The organism is Variovorax sp. GW531-E2 (assembly GCF_059423125.1).
This window is the reverse complement of sequence record NZ_JBWKXQ010000093.1, coordinates 1-17,320: the sequence shown is the minus strand read 5'-3', so window position 1 is coordinate 17,320 and position 17,320 is coordinate 1. Positions and strand designations below refer to the sequence as shown.

Genomic DNA, 17,320 nt, shown 5'->3' with positions numbered 1-17,320 from the left:
GAGCCGGGGCGGACGCCGATTGTCCCCCAGCGGCTCCGATATGACTGTGGCACGGCGTTTGCAATGGTGAACCCCGTCCCGGCACCCCTCTTGTCTAGACAGCAAACTGGGGCATTTCTCTCGGAGATGCACCAAAACAGGACTTTCGGGTTATCCTGTATATACAAGTTGGGGCGCCTGGCAACAATGCGAGGCGTGCTGCCCACATCCCCCGGGCATGTATCGCCGAGTCACCTCTCTCAAAAAATGGAACCAGGAGTCCCCATGGTCAAGGTAGTTGTGAAAGTCGCTTCGCTGCTGGCAGCAGGTGCATGTGCAGCGGGCATGGCCGGAACGGCCGCCGCCCAGGACACGAAGATTTCGCTCGGCATGTCCGGCTGGACCGGCTTTGCGCCGCTGTCGCTGGCCGACAAGGCCGGCATCTTCAAGAAGAACGGGCTGGACGTCGAACTCAAGATGATCCCGCAGAAGGACCGCCACCTGGCGCTGGCCTCCGGCGCGATCCAGTGCGCGGCCACCACGGTGGAGACGCACGTGGCCTGGAACGCCAACGGCGTGCCGATCGTGCAGATCTTCCAGATGGACAAGTCCTACGGCGCCGACGGCCTGGCCGTGCGCAACGACGTGAAGAGCTTTTCCGACCTCAAGGGCAAGAGCATCGGCGTGAGCGCCCCGGGCACCGCGCCGTACTTCGGCCTGGCCTGGATGCTCAGCAAGAACGGCATGAGCCTGAAGGACGTGAAGGTGGTCTCGCTCGAGCCGCAGCCTGCCGCGCAGGCTTTCGTGGCCGGCCAGAACGACGCCGCCATGACCTACGAGCCCTACCTCTCGACCGTGCGCGCCAACCCGGCCGCCGGCAAGATCCTGGCCACCACGCTCGACTACCCGATGGTGATGGACACCGTCGGCTGCGCCCCCACCTGGCTCAAGGCCAACCCCAAGGCCGCCGCCGCGCTCACCAAGTCGTATTTCGACGCGCTGGACATGATCAAGGCCGACCCGGCCAAGGCCAACGAGCTCATGGGCTCGGCCGTCAAGCAAAGCGGCGAGCAGTTCGCCAAGTCGTCGGCCTACCTGCGCTGGCAGGACAAGGCCGCCAACCAGAAGTTCTTCGCAGGCGAGCTCACCAGCTTCATGAAGGAAGCCGCGGCCATCCTGCTGGAGGCCGGCGTGATCCGCAAGGCGCCGGAAGACTATGCCGCCACCTTCGACGCCAGCTATGTCAAGTAAGGCCTTGCCGCAGATGCAACCGATGACCGCCGCCCCGGCGCGCGCCGTGACGCCGCCGCCCGCGCCTCCCGTGCGGCGCCGCGTGTTCGCGCCGCTCGAACCCATCAGCGCATCCGCGCGCACGATGCTGGGGCTGGGCTTCTTCGTGCTCTTCGTGGTGGTGTGGGGCATCGCCACGCTGGGCGGCTTCGTGTCGCCCACCTTCCTGGCGAGCCCGATCACGATGGTCAAGGAGGGCTGGCTGCTCTTCACCGAGTACGGCTTCATCGGCGACATCGGCATGACCGTGTGGCGCGTGTTCGGCGGCTTCCTGCTGGCGGCCGTCATCGCGGTGCCGCTGGGCGTGGCCATGGGCACCTGGAAGACCGTCGAGGCCTTCTTCGAGCCCTTCGTGTCGTTCTGCCGCTACCTGCCGGCCTCGGCTTTCATCCCGCTGCTCATCCTGTGGGCGGGCCTGGGCGAAATGCAGAAGCTGCTGGTGATCTTCATCGGCTCGTTCTTCCAGATCGTGCTGATGGTGGCCGTCACCGTGGGCGGCGCGCGGCGCGACCTCGTCGAGGCTGCCTACACGCTGGGCGCCAACAGCCGCGGCATCGTGGCGCGCGTGCTCATTCCGGGCGCCGCGCCGGGCATCGCCGAAACGCTGCGCCTCGTGCTGGGCTGGGCCTGGACGTACGTCATCGTGGCGGAACTCATCGGCTCCTCGTCGGGCATCGGCCACATGATCACCGACAGCCAGGCGCTGTTGAACACCGGGCAGATCATCTTCGGGATCATTGTGATCGGCGTCATCGGCCTGTTGTCCGACTTCGCTTTCAAGGCGATGAATCGCCGTCTGTTTGCATGGGCTGCACTGTGAAGAACCAACTCTCCATTCAAGGCGTCTCGCGCGTCTTCACCGGCACCAAGGGCCAGCGCACGCAGGCGCTGCAGCCGATCGACTTCGAGGTGAAGGAGAACGACTTCGTCACCATCCTCGGCCCCTCGGGCTGTGGCAAGTCGACGCTCTTGCGCATCGTGGCGGGGCTCGACTTCCCGACCACCGGCCAGGTGATGCTCGACGGCGAGCGCATCGAAGGCCCGGGTGCCGACCGCGGCGTGGTGTTCCAGAGCTACACGCTGTTCCCGTGGCTCACGGTGGCGCAGAACATCCGCTTCGGCCTGCGCGAGCGCGGCATGAGCGAAGCCGACCAGAAGGAACGCAGCGAGTTCTTCATCGCCAAGGTCGGCCTGCGCGGCTTCGAGCACCACTTCCCCAAGCAGCTCTCGGGCGGCATGCAGCAGCGCACGGCCATTGCGCGCGCGCTGGCCAACGACCCCAAGATGCTGCTGCTCGACGAGCCCTTCGGCGCACTCGACAACCAGACCCGCGTGCTCATGCAGGAGCTGCTGCTGGGCATCTGGGAGTCGGCGCAGAAGACGGTGCTGTTCGTCACGCACGACATCGACGAGGCGATCTTCATGGCCAACCGCGTGGCGGTGTTCAGCGCGCGGCCGGGCCGCATCAAGACCGAGATCGCGGTCGACTTCCCGCACCCGCGCAGCTACACCATCAAGACCTCGCCCGAGTTCATGGACATCAAGGCGCGCCTGACCGAAGAAATCCGCGCCGAGTCGATGGCCGCGGCGGAGCACTGATCCCCCGATGAAACGCGACCTGCCGTCCCTCGCGCTCTATGCGCAAGTCAAGGATCACATCTCCCGCAAGATCCAGGACGGCACGTGGCCGCCCGGCCACCGCCTGCCTTCCGAGAACGAGCTGGTCGCGCAGTTCGGCATGGCGCGCATGACCGTGAACCGCGCCCTGCGCGAGCTCATGGAGCAGGGGCGCATCGTGCGCGTGGCCGGCGTCGGCAGCTTCGTGGCCGAGAACAAGCCACAGTCGACGCTGCTGCAGATCGCCAACATCGCCAGCGAGATCCGCCAGCGCGGCCACGACTACCGCTGCGAGATGCTCGCGGTCGAGCGCCTCGCGGCCTCGCCCGACGTGGCCGCCTGGCTCGACCTGCGCGCGGGCGACTCGGTGTTCCACAGCGCCTGCCTGCACCTGGACAACGACACGCCCGTGCAGCTCGAGGAGCGCTACGTCAACCCGCAGGTCGTGCCCGACTTTCTCGAGCAGGACTTCACGGTCGTGCCGCCCAGCGAGTACCTGGTGCGCAACGTGCCCTTCGACCAGATCGAACACGTCGTCGATGCCGTGCTGCCCAGCGCCGAACAGGCCGAGCGGCTCGCGATGGCGCCCACCGACCCCTGCCTGCTGCTGACGCGCCGCACCTGGATCCGCAACACGCCCGTGACCTGGGTGCGCTGCCTGCATCCGGCTTCGCGCTACAGCCTGGGCAGCCGCTTTAAATCCGACGGCAACCCGACCTTCGGCTAGACAGACCGTTTTTTTCGACCCTCAGAGGCTTACGTTTTCTCTCGCAACCACTTGTATAGACAGGTTCACATGCCAAGCAATCACACCGCCACTCCCCACGCCACATTGACCCTCACGCCCGGCAAGGTCGACCTTGCGATGCTGCGACGCATCCAGGCCGGCGGCGTGCACCTTGCGCTCGACCCGTCGGTGCAGGACGGCATGGCCAAGGCCGAGGCCGCGGTGCGCCACATCGTCGAGAACGACGAGGTGGTCTACGGCATCAACACCGGTTTCGGCAAGCTCGCCAGCACGCGCATCGGCAACGACCACCTGGCCGAGCTGCAGCGCAACCTCGTGCTCTCGCACAGCGTGGGCACGGGCGAGCCGCTGGCCGCGCCGGTGGTGCGCATGATCCTCGCGACCAAGGCCGTGAGCCTGGCGCGCGGCCACTCGGGCGTGCGGCCCGCGCTGGTCGATGCGCTGCTGGCGCTGTTCAACGCCGGCGTCACGCCCAGCATTCCGTGCAAGGGCTCGGTCGGCGCCTCGGGCGACCTCGCGCCGCTGGCCCACATGGCCTGCGTGCTCATCGGCGAAGGCGAAGCCACGCTGGCCGACGGCAAGAAGGTGAGCGGCGCCGAAGCCATGCGCAGCATCGGCCTCGAGCCCTTCGTGCTCGGCCCCAAGGAAGGCCTGGCGCTGCTCAACGGCACGCAGGTGTCGACCGCGCTGGCGCTGGCCGGCCTGTTCGGCGCCGAAGACGTGTTTGCCGCCGCGTTGATGTCGGGCGCGCTGTCGCTCGAAGCCATCCAGGGCTCGATCAAGCCCTTCGACGCCCGCATCCACGCCGCACGCGGCCAGCCCGGCCAGATCGCCGTGGCCGGCGCCGTGCGCACGCTGCTCGACGGCAGCGAGATCGTTCCCTCGCACGCCGACTGCGGCCGCGTGCAGGACCCGTACTCGGTGCGCTGCATCCCGCAGGTGATGGGCGCCTGCCTCGACAACCTGGCCCACGCCTCGCGCGTGCTGGTCATCGAAGCCAATGCCGCATCGGACAACCCGCTGGTGTTCTGCGACACCGGCGAAGTGATCTCGGGCGGCAACTTCCACGCCGAGCCGGTCGCCTTCGCGGCCGACATCATTGCGCTGGCCGTGAGCGAAGTCGGCGCCATCGCCGAGCGCCGCCTCGCGCTGCTGCTCGACAGCGGCCTGTCGGGCCTGCCGCCCTTCCTGGTGCGCGACGGCGGTCTGAACTCCGGCTTCATGATCGCGCAGGTCACGGCCGCCGCGCTCGCCTCGGAAAACAAGTCGCACGCGCACCCCGCCAGCGTCGACAGCCTGCCGACCTCGGCCAACCAGGAAGACCACGTGTCGATGGCCACCTTCGCGGCGCGCCGCCTGGGCGACATGGTCAACAACACCGCCGTGGTGGTGGGCATCGAAGCGATGGCCGCCGCCCAGGGCATCGAACTCAAGCGCAAGCTGAAGAGTTCGCCGCTGGTCGAAGCGGAATTCGCCCGCATCCGCCAGAAGGTCGCGTTCCTCGAGACCGACCGCTACCTCGCACCCGACATCGAAGCCATGCGCCTGTGGGCGCTCGCGGCCGACCTGCCGGCCGCGCTGCTCGACATCCTGCCCAGCCACTCGAAGTGATCCGTACCGACCGCCACCCGACAAGGAGAACCACGCCATGAACGCACCCGACAAATTCGCCCTGAACACCCCCGCCGCCGGCACCGACCCGCGCCATGACCCGACCCGCGTGATCCGCGCCCCGCGCGGCACCGAGCTGAACTGCAAGAGCTGGCTCACCGAAGCGCCGTACCGCATGCTGCAGAACAACCTCGACGCCGAGGTGGCCGAGCGCCCGCAAGACCTCGTGGTGTACGGCGGCATCGGCCGCGCTGCGCGCGACTGGGCCTGCTACGACCAGATCCTCGCCTCGCTGAAGGAACTGGAAGACGACGAAACCTTGCTCATTCAATCGGGCAAGCCCGTGGGCGTGTTCAAGACGCATGCCGACGCACCGCGCGTGCTGCTCGCCAACTCCAACCTCGTGCCGAAGTGGGCCAACTGGGAACACTTCAACGAACTCGACCGCCAGGGCCTCTTCATGTACGGCCAGATGACGGCGGGCAGCTGGATCTACATCGGCAGCCAGGGCATCGTGCAAGGCACCTTCGAGACCTTCGTCGAAGCCGGCCGCCAGCACTACAACAACAGCCTCGCGGGCAAGTGGATCTTGACGGCCGGCCTGGGCGGCATGGGCGGCGCGCAGCCGCTCGCGGCCACGCTGGCCGGCGCCGTGTCGCTGAACATCGAGTGCCAGCAGTCGAGCATCGACTTCCGCCTGCGCACGCGCTACGTCGACAAGCAGGCACGCGACATCGACCATGCCTTCGAACTCATCCAGCAGCACTGCGACGCCAAGGAAGCCGTGTCGATCGCGCTGCTGGGCAACGCGGCCGACATCCTGCCCGAGCTGGTCAAGCGCGCCAAGGCCGGCGGCCTCAAGCCCGACCTCGTGACCGACCAGACCTCCGCGCACGACCTGATCAACGGCTACCTGCCCTCGGGCTGGAGCGTGCCGCAATGGCAGGCCGCCATGAAGGACGCGTCGCAACACGACGCGCTGAAGAAGGCCGCCGCCAAGTCGTGCGCCGTGCACGTGCAGGCCATGCTCGACTTCCAGGCCATGGGCATCCCCACGGTCGACTACGGCAACAACATCCGCCAGGTCGCGTTCGACGAAGGCGTGAAGAACGCCTTCGACTTCCCGGGCTTCGTGCCGGCCTACATCCGTCCGCTGTTCTGCGAAGGCAAGGGCCCGTTCCGCTGGGTGGCGCTCTCGGGCGACCCGGAAGACATCTACAAGACCGACGCCAAGATCAAGGAGCTGTTCCCCGACAACACCCACACCCACCGCTGGCTCGACATGGCGCGCGAGCGCATCGCCTTCCAGGGCCTGCCCGCGCGCATCTGCTGGCTCGGCCTGGGCGAGCGTCACATCGCCGGCCTGGCCTTCAACGAGATGGTGAAGAACGGCGAACTCAAGGGCCCGATCGTCATCGGCCGCGACCACCTGGACACCGGCTCGGTCGCCAGCCCGAACCGCGAGACCGAAGCCATGAAGGACGGCACCGACGCCGTCTCCGACTGGCCGCTGCTCAACGCACTGCTCAACACGGCCGGCGGCGCGACCTGGGTCAGCCTGCACCACGGCGGCGGCGTGGGCATGGGCTACTCGCAGCACTCGGGCGTGGTGATCGTGTGCGACGGCACCGACGCGGCGGCCAAGCGCATCGGGCGCGTGCTCTTCAACGACCCGGCCACGGGCGTCATGCGCCATGCCGACGCGGGCTACGACATCGCCGTGGCCACGGCGAAGAAGCAGGGCCTGAAGCTGCCGATGATCAAGTAAGGCCGGCAGGCGCCGCAGGTGAAGTAAAAAAGCGGGTCACCGACACCCCGACAAAGAAGGAGACCCGACGATGACCCTCGATGCTTCCGACCTGCAGCGCCGCGTGCGCGAACGCGTGGACGACGCGCTGGTGGCGCAGTTCCAGCGCGACGGCGCGGTCTGCATCCGCCAGTTGCTCACGGCCGACGAACTCGCGCTGCTGCGGGGCGGCATCGAGGCGAACCTGGCGGCGCCCAGCCCGCGCGCCAAGGTCGCGAGCCGGCCCGACGACCCGGGCCGCTTCTTCGAGGACTTCTGCAACTGGCAGGAGATCGACGCCTTCGGCCGCTTCATCAGAGAGGCACCGCTGGCGCCCCTCGCGCAGCGGCTCATGGGCTCCGACACCGTGCGCCTGTACCACGACCACCTGCTCGTGAAGGAACCCGGCACGCGCCAGCGCACGCCGTGGCACCAGGACCAGCCCTACTACAACATCGAGGGCATGCAGAACGTCAGCATGTGGATTCCGGTCGATCCGGTGTCGCGTGCCGCCACGCTCGAGTTCGTGGCCGGCTCCCACAAGGGGCCGTGGCTGATGCCGCGCACCTTCATGGACAACCACGCCAAGTGGTTCCCCGAAGGCAGCCTCGACGACCTGCCCGACATCGAGGGTGCGCGCGAGCGCTTCCCCATCGTCGGCTGGGACATCGAGCCCGGCGACTTCGTCTGCTTCCACATGCTCACCCTGCATGCGGCGGCCGGCGTCGAGGGGCCGAACCGGCGCCGCGTGTTCTCGGTGCGCTTTATGGGCGACGACATCCGCCACGCCCCGCGCAGCTGGAAGACCTCGCCCGATTTCCCGGGCCTGGCCGAGCGCCTGCCGGCCGGCGCGCCGATGGACGATCCGCTCTTTCCGCTGCTGATGCGCTGAGCCTCGGTAAGACGAAGGTAGAAAGAAAAAACGCGCTCATTCCCATCGAGTGGGAATTCGGGCTTGGTCGTGAGAACGGCGAGCAAGATACTGCACGCCGCATCCACTTTCGACCGCCCAGCGATTGCCCCCGATGACGACCCCCCTTGACGCTCCTGCCCACAACGACCGCGCGCTGTTCGTGCTGTCGGTGCTGGCGCAAAGCAAGGCGGCGATGACGGCGGCCGAGCTGGTGCAGGCTACCGGCCTGTCGCAGAGCACGCTGTACCGCCAGGTCGCCACCTTGCGCCGCTGGGGCTTCGTGATGGAGTCCGAGGGCCGCTACTCGCCGGGGCCCGTCAGCGTGCAGCTGGCCAGCGGCTTCGACGGCAACTCCGACCTCGTGATGGCCGCGCGCGCCGACATGCGCGTGCTGGCGCAGCAAAGCCACGAGAGCGTGGCGCTCGTCACCCTGGTGAACGAGCGCGTCGTGTGCCTGGAGATGATCGACAGCGAACAGTCGCTGCGCTGCTCCTTCGACCGCGGCCGCAGCGTGCCCGCGCGCGACGGCGCCAGCGCCAAGTGCCTGCTGGCCCACGCACCCGACGACGCGCGCGACCTGCTGCTCGACGGGCTCGACGAAGCCCCCGAACGCCGCGCCGAGCGCGCCGCCGAACTCGACGCCATCCGCGCCGCCGGCCATGCTGTGACCCACGGCGAGGTCGATGCCGGCGTGTGGGGCGCGAGCGCGCCGGTGCTGGCCGCGGGCCGGCGCCTGCGCGGGGCGATCACGCTGATGGCGCCGCTCACGCGCGTCGAAGGCATGGAAGCTGCATTGGTCCACATGACCGTCGTCACGGCGGCCCGCATCTCGCGCGCACTGCAGTAGGCGCCGCCTTTCTTTTTCTTTCTCCCTCCCTCACCTCCACGAAAGCCCTCCCATGAACACCCGTCGCACCCTCGTCGCCGCCGCCCTGTCCGGCCTCGCCTTCTTCGGTTTCGCTGGCGCCGCGCAAGCCCAGGGCGAGCCGCTGCGCGTGGCCACCGACGCCACCTTCCCGCCGATGGAGTTCGTGGAAAACGGCAAGCGCACCGGCTTCGACGTGGAGCTGGTCGAGGCCATCGGCAAGACGCTGGGCCGCAAGATCGAGTGGATCGACATCGACTTCAAGGGCCTCGTGCCGGGCCTCATTTCGAAGCGCTTCGACATGGCCGTGTCGGGCATCTACATCACCGACGAGCGCAAGAAGGTCGTCGACTTCACCGTGCCGTACTACGCCGGCGGCCTCGTGGTCATGGTGAAGGACGGCAACACCACCATCAAGAAGCCGGCCGACATCAACGGCAAGAAGGTCAGCGTGCAGGTGGGCACCAAGTCCGTGTCGTACACCAAGGAGAAATTCCCGCAGGTGCAGCTGATGGAAGTCGAGAAGAACCAGGAGATGTTCAACCTCGTGGACATCGGCCGCGCCGACGCCGCCGTCACCGGCAAGCCCGCCGCCTTCCAGTACGTGCGCACGCGCGGCGGCCTGAAGGTGCTCGACGAGCAGATCACCACCGAGGAATACGGCATGGCCATCCGCAAGGACACGCCCGAGCTCACCAAGGCCGTGAACGGCGCGATCGAGAAGCTCAAGGCCGACGGCACCTACGCGGCCATCGTGAAGAAGTGGTTCAGCGCCACCGCCAAGTAAGCGCGCCATGGACTTCGATTTCTCGCCCGTCTGGCAGGGCTGGCCCGACCTGCTGCGCGGCGCGCTGGTCACGGTGGAGATCACCGCCTGCGCGCTGGCCCTGGGGTGCGTGCTGGGCCTGCTGGTCGGCATCGGCCGGCTGAACCCGAAGCGGCGCTGGATATACGGCGTGTGCACCGCCTACGTGGCGGCGATTCGCGGCACGCCGCTGCTGGTGCAGCTGTTCATTCTGTTCTTCGGCCTGCCGCACTTCGGCATCCTGCTGCCGGCCTTTGTGTGCGGCGTGCTGGGGCTTGGCGTGTACTCGGGCGCCTATGTGTCCGAGATCGTGCGCGGCGCGATCCAGTCGATCGACAAGGGCCAGACCATGGCCGCGCAGTCGCTGGGCATGACGCCCGGTGTGGCGATGCGCCAGATCGTGCTGCCGCAGGCCGTGGTGCGCATGATCCCGCCGCTGGGCAACGAGTTCATCGCGCTCATCAAGAACTCGGCGCTGGTGTCGCTCCTGACCATTCATGACGTGATGCACGAAGGCCAGAAGATCATCAGCGTGTCGTACCGCTCGCTCGAGGTGTACCTGGCCATCGCGCTCGTGTACTTCATGCTCACGGGCACGATGACCTTGATCCTGCGGCATTTCGAACAGAAGCTGCGCCAGGGCGGGTTGATGCGATGAGCGTGCAGCGTTTTTCGCGCGCGACCCTGCGCGCCACGCCCTGGAAGAACGGCGGCGGCACCACGCAGGAAATCGCCAGCTGGCCGCAAGGCGCGGGGCTCGACAGCTTCGGCTGGCGTGTGAGCATCGCCACCATCGCGTCGCCCGGCCCGTTCTCGGTGTTCCCGGGCATCGATCGCCAGATCATGCTGCTCGAAGGCGACGGCGTGCGCCTCTTCACGCACGACGGCCGCGTGTCGCACCGGCTCGACGTGCCGCACCAGCCCTTCGCCTTTTCGGGCGACGACCCGATCGACTGCACGCTGCTCGGCGGCGCCTCGAACGACTTCAACGTGATGGCGCGCGGCGGCCAGTGGCGCGCCGACGTGCAGGTGCTGGAACGCGCCGCCGACATCGCGCCCGCGCCGCACGGCGTGCTGCTGGCGTTGCGCGGCGAGTGGCGCTTGAATGACGGCGAAGCCCTGGGTGACGGCGAGGGCCTGTGCTGGACCGACGCCGCGCAGGCATGGCAGGCCGCGCCGGCGAGCGACGGCGCGCGGCTGGTGGCCGTGCGCTTCGTGCCGGCCTGAGCGGCCCAAGCAAAGAACAGGAGATGACGATGACACCCCCCAGCGAATTCCCCTCGGCCGACGGCCTGTGGACCGGCCTGCGCCTGGCGCCCGGTGCGGCGCCCGGCGTCACCTTGGCGCCCGACGCCGAAGCCGCCCTCGTGGTCGCGCAGGGCGCGGTCCGCTGGGTCGGCGCGCGCGCCGATGTGCCCGCCGAGTTCGCGGGGCTCGCGCCGCATGACGGCGGCGGCGCGCTCGTCACGCCCGGCCTCGTCGATTGCCACACGCACCTGGTCTACGGCGGCCAGCGCGCCAACGAGTTCGCGATGCGGCTGGCGGGCGCCACCTACGAAGATGTGGCCAAGGCCGGCGGCGGCATCGTGTCGTCGGTGCGCGCCACGCGCGAGGCCGACGAGGACACGCTGTTCGCCCAGGCCGCCGCGCGCCTCGAGCAGCTGCTGGCCGACGGCGTGTGCGCCATCGAGATCAAGTCGGGCTACGGCCTGGCGCTCGAGCACGAGCGCAAGCAGCTGCGCGTGGCGCGGCGACTGGGCGAGGCCTACGGCGTCACCGTGCGCACCACCTTCCTCGGCGCGCACGCGCTGCCGCCCGAGTACGCGGGCCGCAGTGGCGACTACATCGACCTCGTCTGCAAGGAGATGCTGCCCGCGCTCGCCGCCGAAGGGCTGGTCGATGCGGTCGACGTGTTCTGCGAACGCATCGCCTTCTCGCTCGCGGAAACCGAGCAGGTCTTCAAAGCCGCCAAGGCATTGGGCCTGCCGGTGAAGCTGCATGCCGAGCAGCTGTCGGACATGGGCGGCGCGGCGCTGGCCGCGCGCTACGGCGCGCTGTCGTGCGACCACATCGAGCACCTGTCGGCCGACGGCATCGCGGCCATGCGCCAGTCGGGCACCGTGGCCGTGCTGCTGCCCGGCGCCTACTACACGCTGCGCGACACGCACCTGCCGCCCATCGACGCGCTGCGCGCCGCGGGCGTGCCGATGGCCGTCTCGACCGACCACAACCCCGGCACCTCGCCGACGCTGAGCCTGCTGCTGATGGTCAACATGGCCTGCACGCTGTTCCGCCTCACCGTGCCCGAGGCGCTGGCCGGCGTCACCGTGCACGCGGCGCGCGCGCTCGGCCTGCAGGACACGCACGGCGCCATCGCGCCCGGCATGCCCGCCAACTTCGTGCTCTGGAACCTGCACGACGCCGCCGAGCTGGCCTACTGGTTCGGCCAGCAGCCGGTGCGCGCCGTGGTGCGCCAGGGACGCATCGCCATCGGAGCCACCGAATGACACACACGCTTTTCGCAGCCGATGCGCTGCTGCCCGCAGGCTGGACGAAGAACGTCCTGCTGTCATGGAACGACGCCGGCCAGCTCACGCAGGTGCAGGCCGGCGCGCAACCGCCCGCGGGCGCGCAGGTGGCGACCGGCCCGGTGATCCCCGGCATGCCCAACCTGCATTCGCACGCCTTCCAGCGCGCCTTCGCGGGGCTCACCGAGCACCGCGCCGAGCAGCAGGACAGCTTCTGGAGCTGGCGCACGCTGATGTACCGCTTTGCCGCGCGCCTCGGCCCGCAGCACATGGAGGCCATCGCGACCTGGCTCTACGCCGAGATGCTCGAGGCGGGCTACACCAGCGTGTGCGAGTTCCAGTACGTGCACCACGACACCGACGGGCGCCCCTACGCCGACGACGCGGCGCTGAGCCGCGCGCTGCTGCGCGCCGCGCAGAACACCGGCATCGGCTTCACGCTGCTGCCGGTGCTCTACCAGACCAGCGGCTTCGGCGACCAGCCACCCACCGAGGGGCAGCGCCGCTTCATCCGCTCGACCGAGTCGATGCTGCGCCTGCTCGACACGCTCAAACCCGACTGCGACGCGCAGGGCGCGCGCCTGGGCCTGGCGCCGCATTCGCTGCGCGCCGTGCCGCCCGAAGCGCTGCGCGAGGCGCTCGCCGGCCTGGACGCCATCGACCGCACCGCGCCGGTCCACATCCACATCGCCGAACAGACGAAGGAAGTGGACGACTGCGTGGAGTGGAGCGGCCTGCGCCCGGTCGAATGGCTGCTCGACCACGCGAGCGTCGATGCGCGCTGGTGCCTCGTGCACGCCACGCACATGAACGACGCCGAATACGAATACGCGGCCCAGAGCGGTGCGGTCGCGGGCCTGTGCCCGACCACCGAGGCCAACCTGGGCGACGGCATCTTCGACTTCGCGCGCTGGCGCAGCCACGGCGGCGCCTGGGGCGTGGGCTCCGACAGCCACGCCAGCGTCAACGCGGCCGAGGAGCTGTTGATGCTCGAATACAGCCAGCGCCTGGGCCGGCGACAGCGCAACGTCGGCGCCAGCGCGGCGCAGCCGCACGTGGCCACCGCGCTCACGCTCGAAGCCGTGCAGGGCGGGGCGCAGGCGGCGGGCCGCGCGGTCGGCGGGCTGGCCGCGGGGCAGCAGGCCGACTTCGTCGTGCTCGATGCCCATCACCTCGCGCTGCAGGGCCTGTCGGCGCCCGACATGCTCTCGGCCCATGTGTTCGCGAGCCACCGCACCTCGGCCGTCGACGCGGTCTGGGTGGCGGGCCGCCCGCGCGTCACGGCCGGGCGCCACGCGCTGCATGGCGATGCCGCAGCCGCCTTCGTTGCCGCGCGCACCCAACTCCTCAAGGACTGAATTCCCATGGCCTTCACCACCACCGAACCGGCGTTCCGCTTCCGCCAGGGCACGCGCCCGCTGCTGATCTCGATGCCGCACGTCGGCACGCACGTGCCGCCCGCGCTGGCCGCCCGCTTCACCGACGAGGCGCGCCACGTGCCCGACACCGACTGGCACCTCGAGCAGCTCTACGACTTCGCCGACGCACTCGGCGCCTCGGTGCTCGTGGCCACGCACTCGCGCTACGTGGTCGACCTGAACCGTCCGCCGGACGGCGCCAGCCTGTACCCGGGCCAGAGCGTCACCGGCCTGTGCCCGGTCGACACCTTCGACGACACGCCGGTGTACGCCGATGTCGCCGGGCAGCCCTCTGATGCCGAGATCGCCGAACGTCGCGAGGCCGTCTGGCGCCCGTACCACCAGCAGCTGCAGGCCGAGCTCGATCGCCTGCGGGCCGCGCACGGCACCGTCGCGCTGTGGGACGCGCACTCGATCCGCTCGGTGCTGCCGCGCTTCTTCGAAGGCAAGCTGCCTGATCTGAACCTGGGCACCGCCGACGGCAAGAGCTGCGACCCCGGGCTGGCCGCCACGCTGCGCGGCATCGCCGAATCGGCGCCGGGCTACACCGGCGTGCTCAACGGCCGCTTCAAGGGCGGCCACATCACGCGCCAGTACGGCAACCCGGCCGGCGGCGTGCACGCGGTGCAGCTGGAGATGACCCAGTCGAGCTACATGCAGGAAGCGCTGCCCTTCGACTACCTGCCCGACGTGGCCGCGGGCGTGAAGCCGCACGTGCGCCGCATGCTGGAAGCGGTGCTGGCCTTCGTCGAAGGCGGCGCCCGGTGAGCGCCGCCATCCACGCGTTCGCGCGCCCCGAGGTGCCGCCGCTGCCGCCCTACAACGCGGGGCTGTCCTCGGACGCCGTGCGCGCGCGCTACGGCGTCAGCGAGATCGCGCGGCTGGCGAGCAACGAGAACCCGTACGGCCCCAGCCCCGCGGTGGCGCGTGCGCTGGTCGACCTGGCGGCGCGCGCGGGCACCTACCCCGACGCCAACTCCACGGCGCTGCGTGCCGCGATTGCGGAGCGCACCGGTGCGCAGCCCGGCGAGGTGGTGATCGGCAACGGCTCCGAGGACATCCTGCAGATGCTGTGCCAGGCGCTGCTGTCGCCGGGCGACCGCGTGCTCACGCAGCGCCCGGCCTTCGGCCTGCACGAGATCTACCCGCGCATGATGGGCGCGCAGGTCGAGCTGCTGACGCTCACGCCGGAACTCGGCTTCGACGTCGACGCCTGGTGCGCGGCGCTCGCGCGCGGGCCCAAGGTGGTGATGCTGGCCAACCCCTCGAACCCGGTCGGCTGCATGTTCGATGCGGACGATTTCGCGCGCCTGCTCGCGGCGGTGCCCGCGGGCACGCTGCTGGTGGTGGACGAGGCCTACTACGAATATGCGCGGCTGGCGCCCGGCTACCCCGACGTGCTCGCCCTGTTGCGCGCATGGCAGGCGGCCGGCGAAGGCCGCTCCCCGTGGATCGTGCTGCGCACCTTCTCCAAGGCCTGGGGCCTGGCCGGCCTGCGCGTGGGCTACGGCATCGCGTCCGACGCGGCGCTGGTGCAGCTGCTCGACCGCGTGCGCACGCCCTTCAACGTGAACCTGGCGGCGCAGGCCGCGGCGCTGGCGGCCTGGGGCGACGAGGCCTTCATGGCGCAGGCGGTGGCGCGCACCGTGCAACAGCGCGAGGCGCTGGCGGCGCAGCTTCGCGCCCTGGCCGGGTCGGTCTGGCCGGGCCTACGCATCGCGCCTTCGGCGGCCAACTTCCTGTTCGTCGATCTCGGGCGGCCCAACGCGCCGGTCAACGAGGCCCTGCTGGCGCGCGGGATCATCGTCAAGCCCTGGAAGGAGCCGGGCTTCGAGACCTTCATCCGCGTGTCGGTGGGCACCGACGCGGACAACGCGCGCTTCGTGCAGGCGCTGGCGGAGATCGCGGGCGGGCAAGGCTGACGCCGGCAAGACCCGCCTGCGCGCCGGGCCAGACCGGGGTTTTTACAATCGCGGACATGACCAAGCCCCTCATCTATACCCGCGGCCAGGCGCTGCCGGGCATCCTGGCCAACCGCATTGCCATCCTCGACGGCGCGATGGGCACGATGATCCAGCGCTTCAAGCTCACCGAAGAGCAATACCGCGGCGAGCGCTTCAAGGACTTCGAGCGCGACGTGAAGGGCAACAACGAGCTGCTGTCGCTCACGCGCCCCGACGTCATCACCGACATCCACGAGGCCTACCTCGCGGCGGGCGCCGACCTCATCGAGACCAACACCTTCGGCGCCACCACCATCGCGCAGGAGGACTACAAGATGGCCCACCTGGCGCGCGAGATGAACCTCGAGTCGGCCAAGCTGGCGCGCGCGGCCTGCGACAAGTACAGCACGCCCGACAAGCCGCGCTTCGTGGCCGGCGCCCTCGGCCCGACGCCCAAGACGGCGAGCATCAGCCCCGACGTGAACGACCCCGGCGCGCGCAATGTCGATTTCGAATCGCTGCGCGCGGCGTACTACGAGCAGACCGAAGCACTGGTCGAAGGCGGCGCCGACGTGATCCTGGTCGAGACCATCTTCGACACGCTCAACGCCAAGGCCGCGCTGTTCGCGGTGGACGAGTACTTCGACAACAGCGGCCAGCGCCTGCCGCTGATCATCAGCGGCACGGTGACCGATGCGTCGGGCCGCATCCTCAGCGGCCAGACCGTCACGGCCTTCTGGCACAGCGTGCGCCATGCGCAGCCGCTGGCCATCGGCCTGAACTGCGCGCTGGGCGCGACGCTGATGCGCCCCTACATCCAGGAGCTGGCGCGCGTGGCGGGCGACACCTACATCAGCTGCTACCCGAACGCCGGCCTGCCCAACCCGATGAGCGACACCGGCTTCGACGAGACGCCCGACGTCACCTCGCGCCTGCTGCACGAGTTCGCGGCCGAGGGGCTGGTGAACATCGTGGGCGGCTGCTGCGGCACGACGCCGGACCACATCGCGGCGATCGGTGCAGCGGTGGCGCCCGCGAAGGGCCGCCTCCTGAACAGCAACGGCTTCTACAAGGAAGCCGCCTGACGCCGGGCGCCGCGCGCGCCCTCGGCTGATTGACGGCTCCCCGCCCCACGCCTACGCTGGGGCGCACAGGAGCCTCCCATGAACGCCACATCCTTCTTGCGCCGCGCTGCCTTGGGCGCGCTCGTCCTGCTGCTGCCGCTCGCCGCGGCGGCGCAGCAGGCCTTCACGCGCGGCGCGGTCAACCTGCGCGCCGGGCCCTCGGGCGACTACCCGCTGGTGGCACGGCTCGGGCCGGGGCAGCCGGTCGACGTGGTCGGCTGCACCAGCGGCTACGGCTGGTGCGACGTGGTGCTGCCCGACGGCGGGCGCGGCTGGGTCTGGGCAAGGAACCTCGACTACGCCTACCAGCAGCAGCGCGTGCCGCTGGCCACCTACGGCGCGGTCATCGGCGTGCCCATCGTGAGCTTCGTGATCGGCAGCTACTGGGCCGACTACTACCGCGACCGCCCCTGGTACGGCGACCGGCGCTGGTGGGGCCACCGGCCCCCGCCGCCGCCGATCGCGGGCTGGCGCCCGCCGCCGCCCGTGCACCCGGGCTGGCAGCCGCGGCCCTGGCCGGGGCCTGGCGTGCGTCCGCCCCACGGACCCGGGGTCCGTCCGCCTCATGGACCTGGGGTTCGTCCCCCGCACGGGCCGGGCATCCGGCCGCCCGTCGACCCGGGGTTCCGCCCGCCGCGCCCGCAGCCGGGCGTGTCGCATCCGCATCCGGGCGGGGGCCGGCCCGGTGGGGGC

At 69.8% G+C, this 17,320-nt stretch carries 17 protein-coding genes; all 17 read left to right on the top strand.

The window, feature by feature from the left end:
• Positions 1–264 precede the first annotated feature (264 nt).
• On the top strand, positions 265–1,230 hold the full coding sequence (locus AC07XP_RS30875; protein WP_495266808.1) for an ABC transporter substrate-binding protein: 966 nt from the start codon (positions 265–267) through the stop codon (positions 1,228–1,230).
• Positions 1,231–1,243: 13 nt separating this feature from the next.
• The gene (locus tag AC07XP_RS30870; protein WP_370681937.1) at positions 1,244–2,089 is read left to right on the top strand and encodes an ABC transporter permease; all 846 of its coding nucleotides are present in this window, start codon (positions 1,244–1,246) and stop codon (positions 2,087–2,089) included.
• On the top strand, positions 2,074–2,868 hold the full coding sequence (locus AC07XP_RS30865) for an ABC transporter ATP-binding protein (protein ID WP_062481286.1): 795 nt from the start codon (positions 2,074–2,076) through the stop codon (positions 2,866–2,868). Before AC07XP_RS30870 ends, AC07XP_RS30865 begins: the two co-directional genes overlap by 16 nt.
• A 7-nt stretch (positions 2,869–2,875) precedes the next feature.
• Positions 2,876–3,613, top strand: coding sequence for a histidine utilization transcriptional repressor HutC (hutC, locus tag AC07XP_RS30860; RefSeq protein ID WP_095743138.1), 738 nt, complete (start codon positions 2,876–2,878; stop codon positions 3,611–3,613).
• 69 nt (positions 3,614–3,682) lie between these two features.
• On the top strand, positions 3,683–5,245 hold the full coding sequence (gene hutH / locus AC07XP_RS30855; protein WP_070064048.1) for a histidine ammonia-lyase: 1,563 nt from the start codon (positions 3,683–3,685) through the stop codon (positions 5,243–5,245).
• Between the two features lie 37 nt (positions 5,246–5,282).
• Positions 5,283–7,013, top strand: a complete 1,731-nt coding sequence (hutU, locus tag AC07XP_RS30850; protein WP_495266807.1) for a urocanate hydratase — start codon at positions 5,283–5,285, stop codon at positions 7,011–7,013.
• A 70-nt stretch (positions 7,014–7,083) separates the two neighbouring features.
• A complete protein-coding gene (locus AC07XP_RS30845) occupies positions 7,084–7,923 on the top strand; it encodes a phytanoyl-CoA dioxygenase family protein (RefSeq protein WP_495266806.1) in 840 nt (279 codons plus the stop codon).
• 133 nt (positions 7,924–8,056) lie between these two features.
• On the top strand, positions 8,057–8,791 hold the full coding sequence (locus AC07XP_RS30840; RefSeq protein ID WP_070064051.1) for an IclR family transcriptional regulator: 735 nt from the start codon (positions 8,057–8,059) through the stop codon (positions 8,789–8,791).
• Between the two features lie 52 nt (positions 8,792–8,843).
• Positions 8,844–9,596, top strand: a complete 753-nt coding sequence (locus AC07XP_RS30835; RefSeq protein WP_354345165.1) for a transporter substrate-binding domain-containing protein — start codon at positions 8,844–8,846, stop codon at positions 9,594–9,596.
• Between the two features lie 7 nt (positions 9,597–9,603).
• Complete coding sequence (locus AC07XP_RS30830) at positions 9,604–10,272, top strand: amino acid ABC transporter permease (protein WP_062482282.1); 669 nt, start codon at positions 9,604–9,606, stop codon at positions 10,270–10,272.
• On the top strand, positions 10,269–10,841 hold the full coding sequence (locus tag AC07XP_RS30825; protein WP_495266805.1) for a HutD/Ves family protein: 573 nt from the start codon (positions 10,269–10,271) through the stop codon (positions 10,839–10,841). The genes AC07XP_RS30830 and AC07XP_RS30825 overlap by 4 nt, the downstream gene beginning before the upstream one ends.
• 29 nt (positions 10,842–10,870) lie before the next feature.
• Positions 10,871–12,121, top strand: a complete 1,251-nt coding sequence (hutI, locus tag AC07XP_RS30820) for an imidazolonepropionase (RefSeq protein ID WP_495266804.1) — start codon at positions 10,871–10,873, stop codon at positions 12,119–12,121.
• The gene (locus AC07XP_RS30815) at positions 12,118–13,500 is read left to right on the top strand and encodes a formimidoylglutamate deiminase (protein ID WP_495266803.1); all 1,383 of its coding nucleotides are present in this window, start codon (positions 12,118–12,120) and stop codon (positions 13,498–13,500) included. The genes hutI and AC07XP_RS30815 overlap by 4 nt, the downstream gene beginning before the upstream one ends.
• Before the next feature lie 6 nt (positions 13,501–13,506).
• Positions 13,507–14,328 (top strand): N-formylglutamate deformylase, encoded by an 822-nt coding sequence (hutG, locus tag AC07XP_RS30810; protein ID WP_495266802.1) that lies wholly within the window; start codon positions 13,507–13,509, stop codon positions 14,326–14,328.
• On the top strand, positions 14,325–15,482 hold the full coding sequence (locus tag AC07XP_RS30805) for a histidinol-phosphate transaminase (RefSeq protein ID WP_495266801.1): 1,158 nt from the start codon (positions 14,325–14,327) through the stop codon (positions 15,480–15,482). Before hutG ends, AC07XP_RS30805 begins: the two co-directional genes overlap by 4 nt.
• A 56-nt stretch (positions 15,483–15,538) precedes the next feature.
• Positions 15,539–16,588 (top strand): homocysteine S-methyltransferase family protein, encoded by a 1,050-nt coding sequence (locus AC07XP_RS30800; protein ID WP_070064057.1) that lies wholly within the window; start codon positions 15,539–15,541, stop codon positions 16,586–16,588.
• 78 nt (positions 16,589–16,666) lie between these two features.
• On the top strand, positions 16,667–17,320 hold a 654-nt coding region (locus AC07XP_RS30795; RefSeq protein WP_495266800.1), incomplete at its 3' end, for an SH3 domain-containing protein.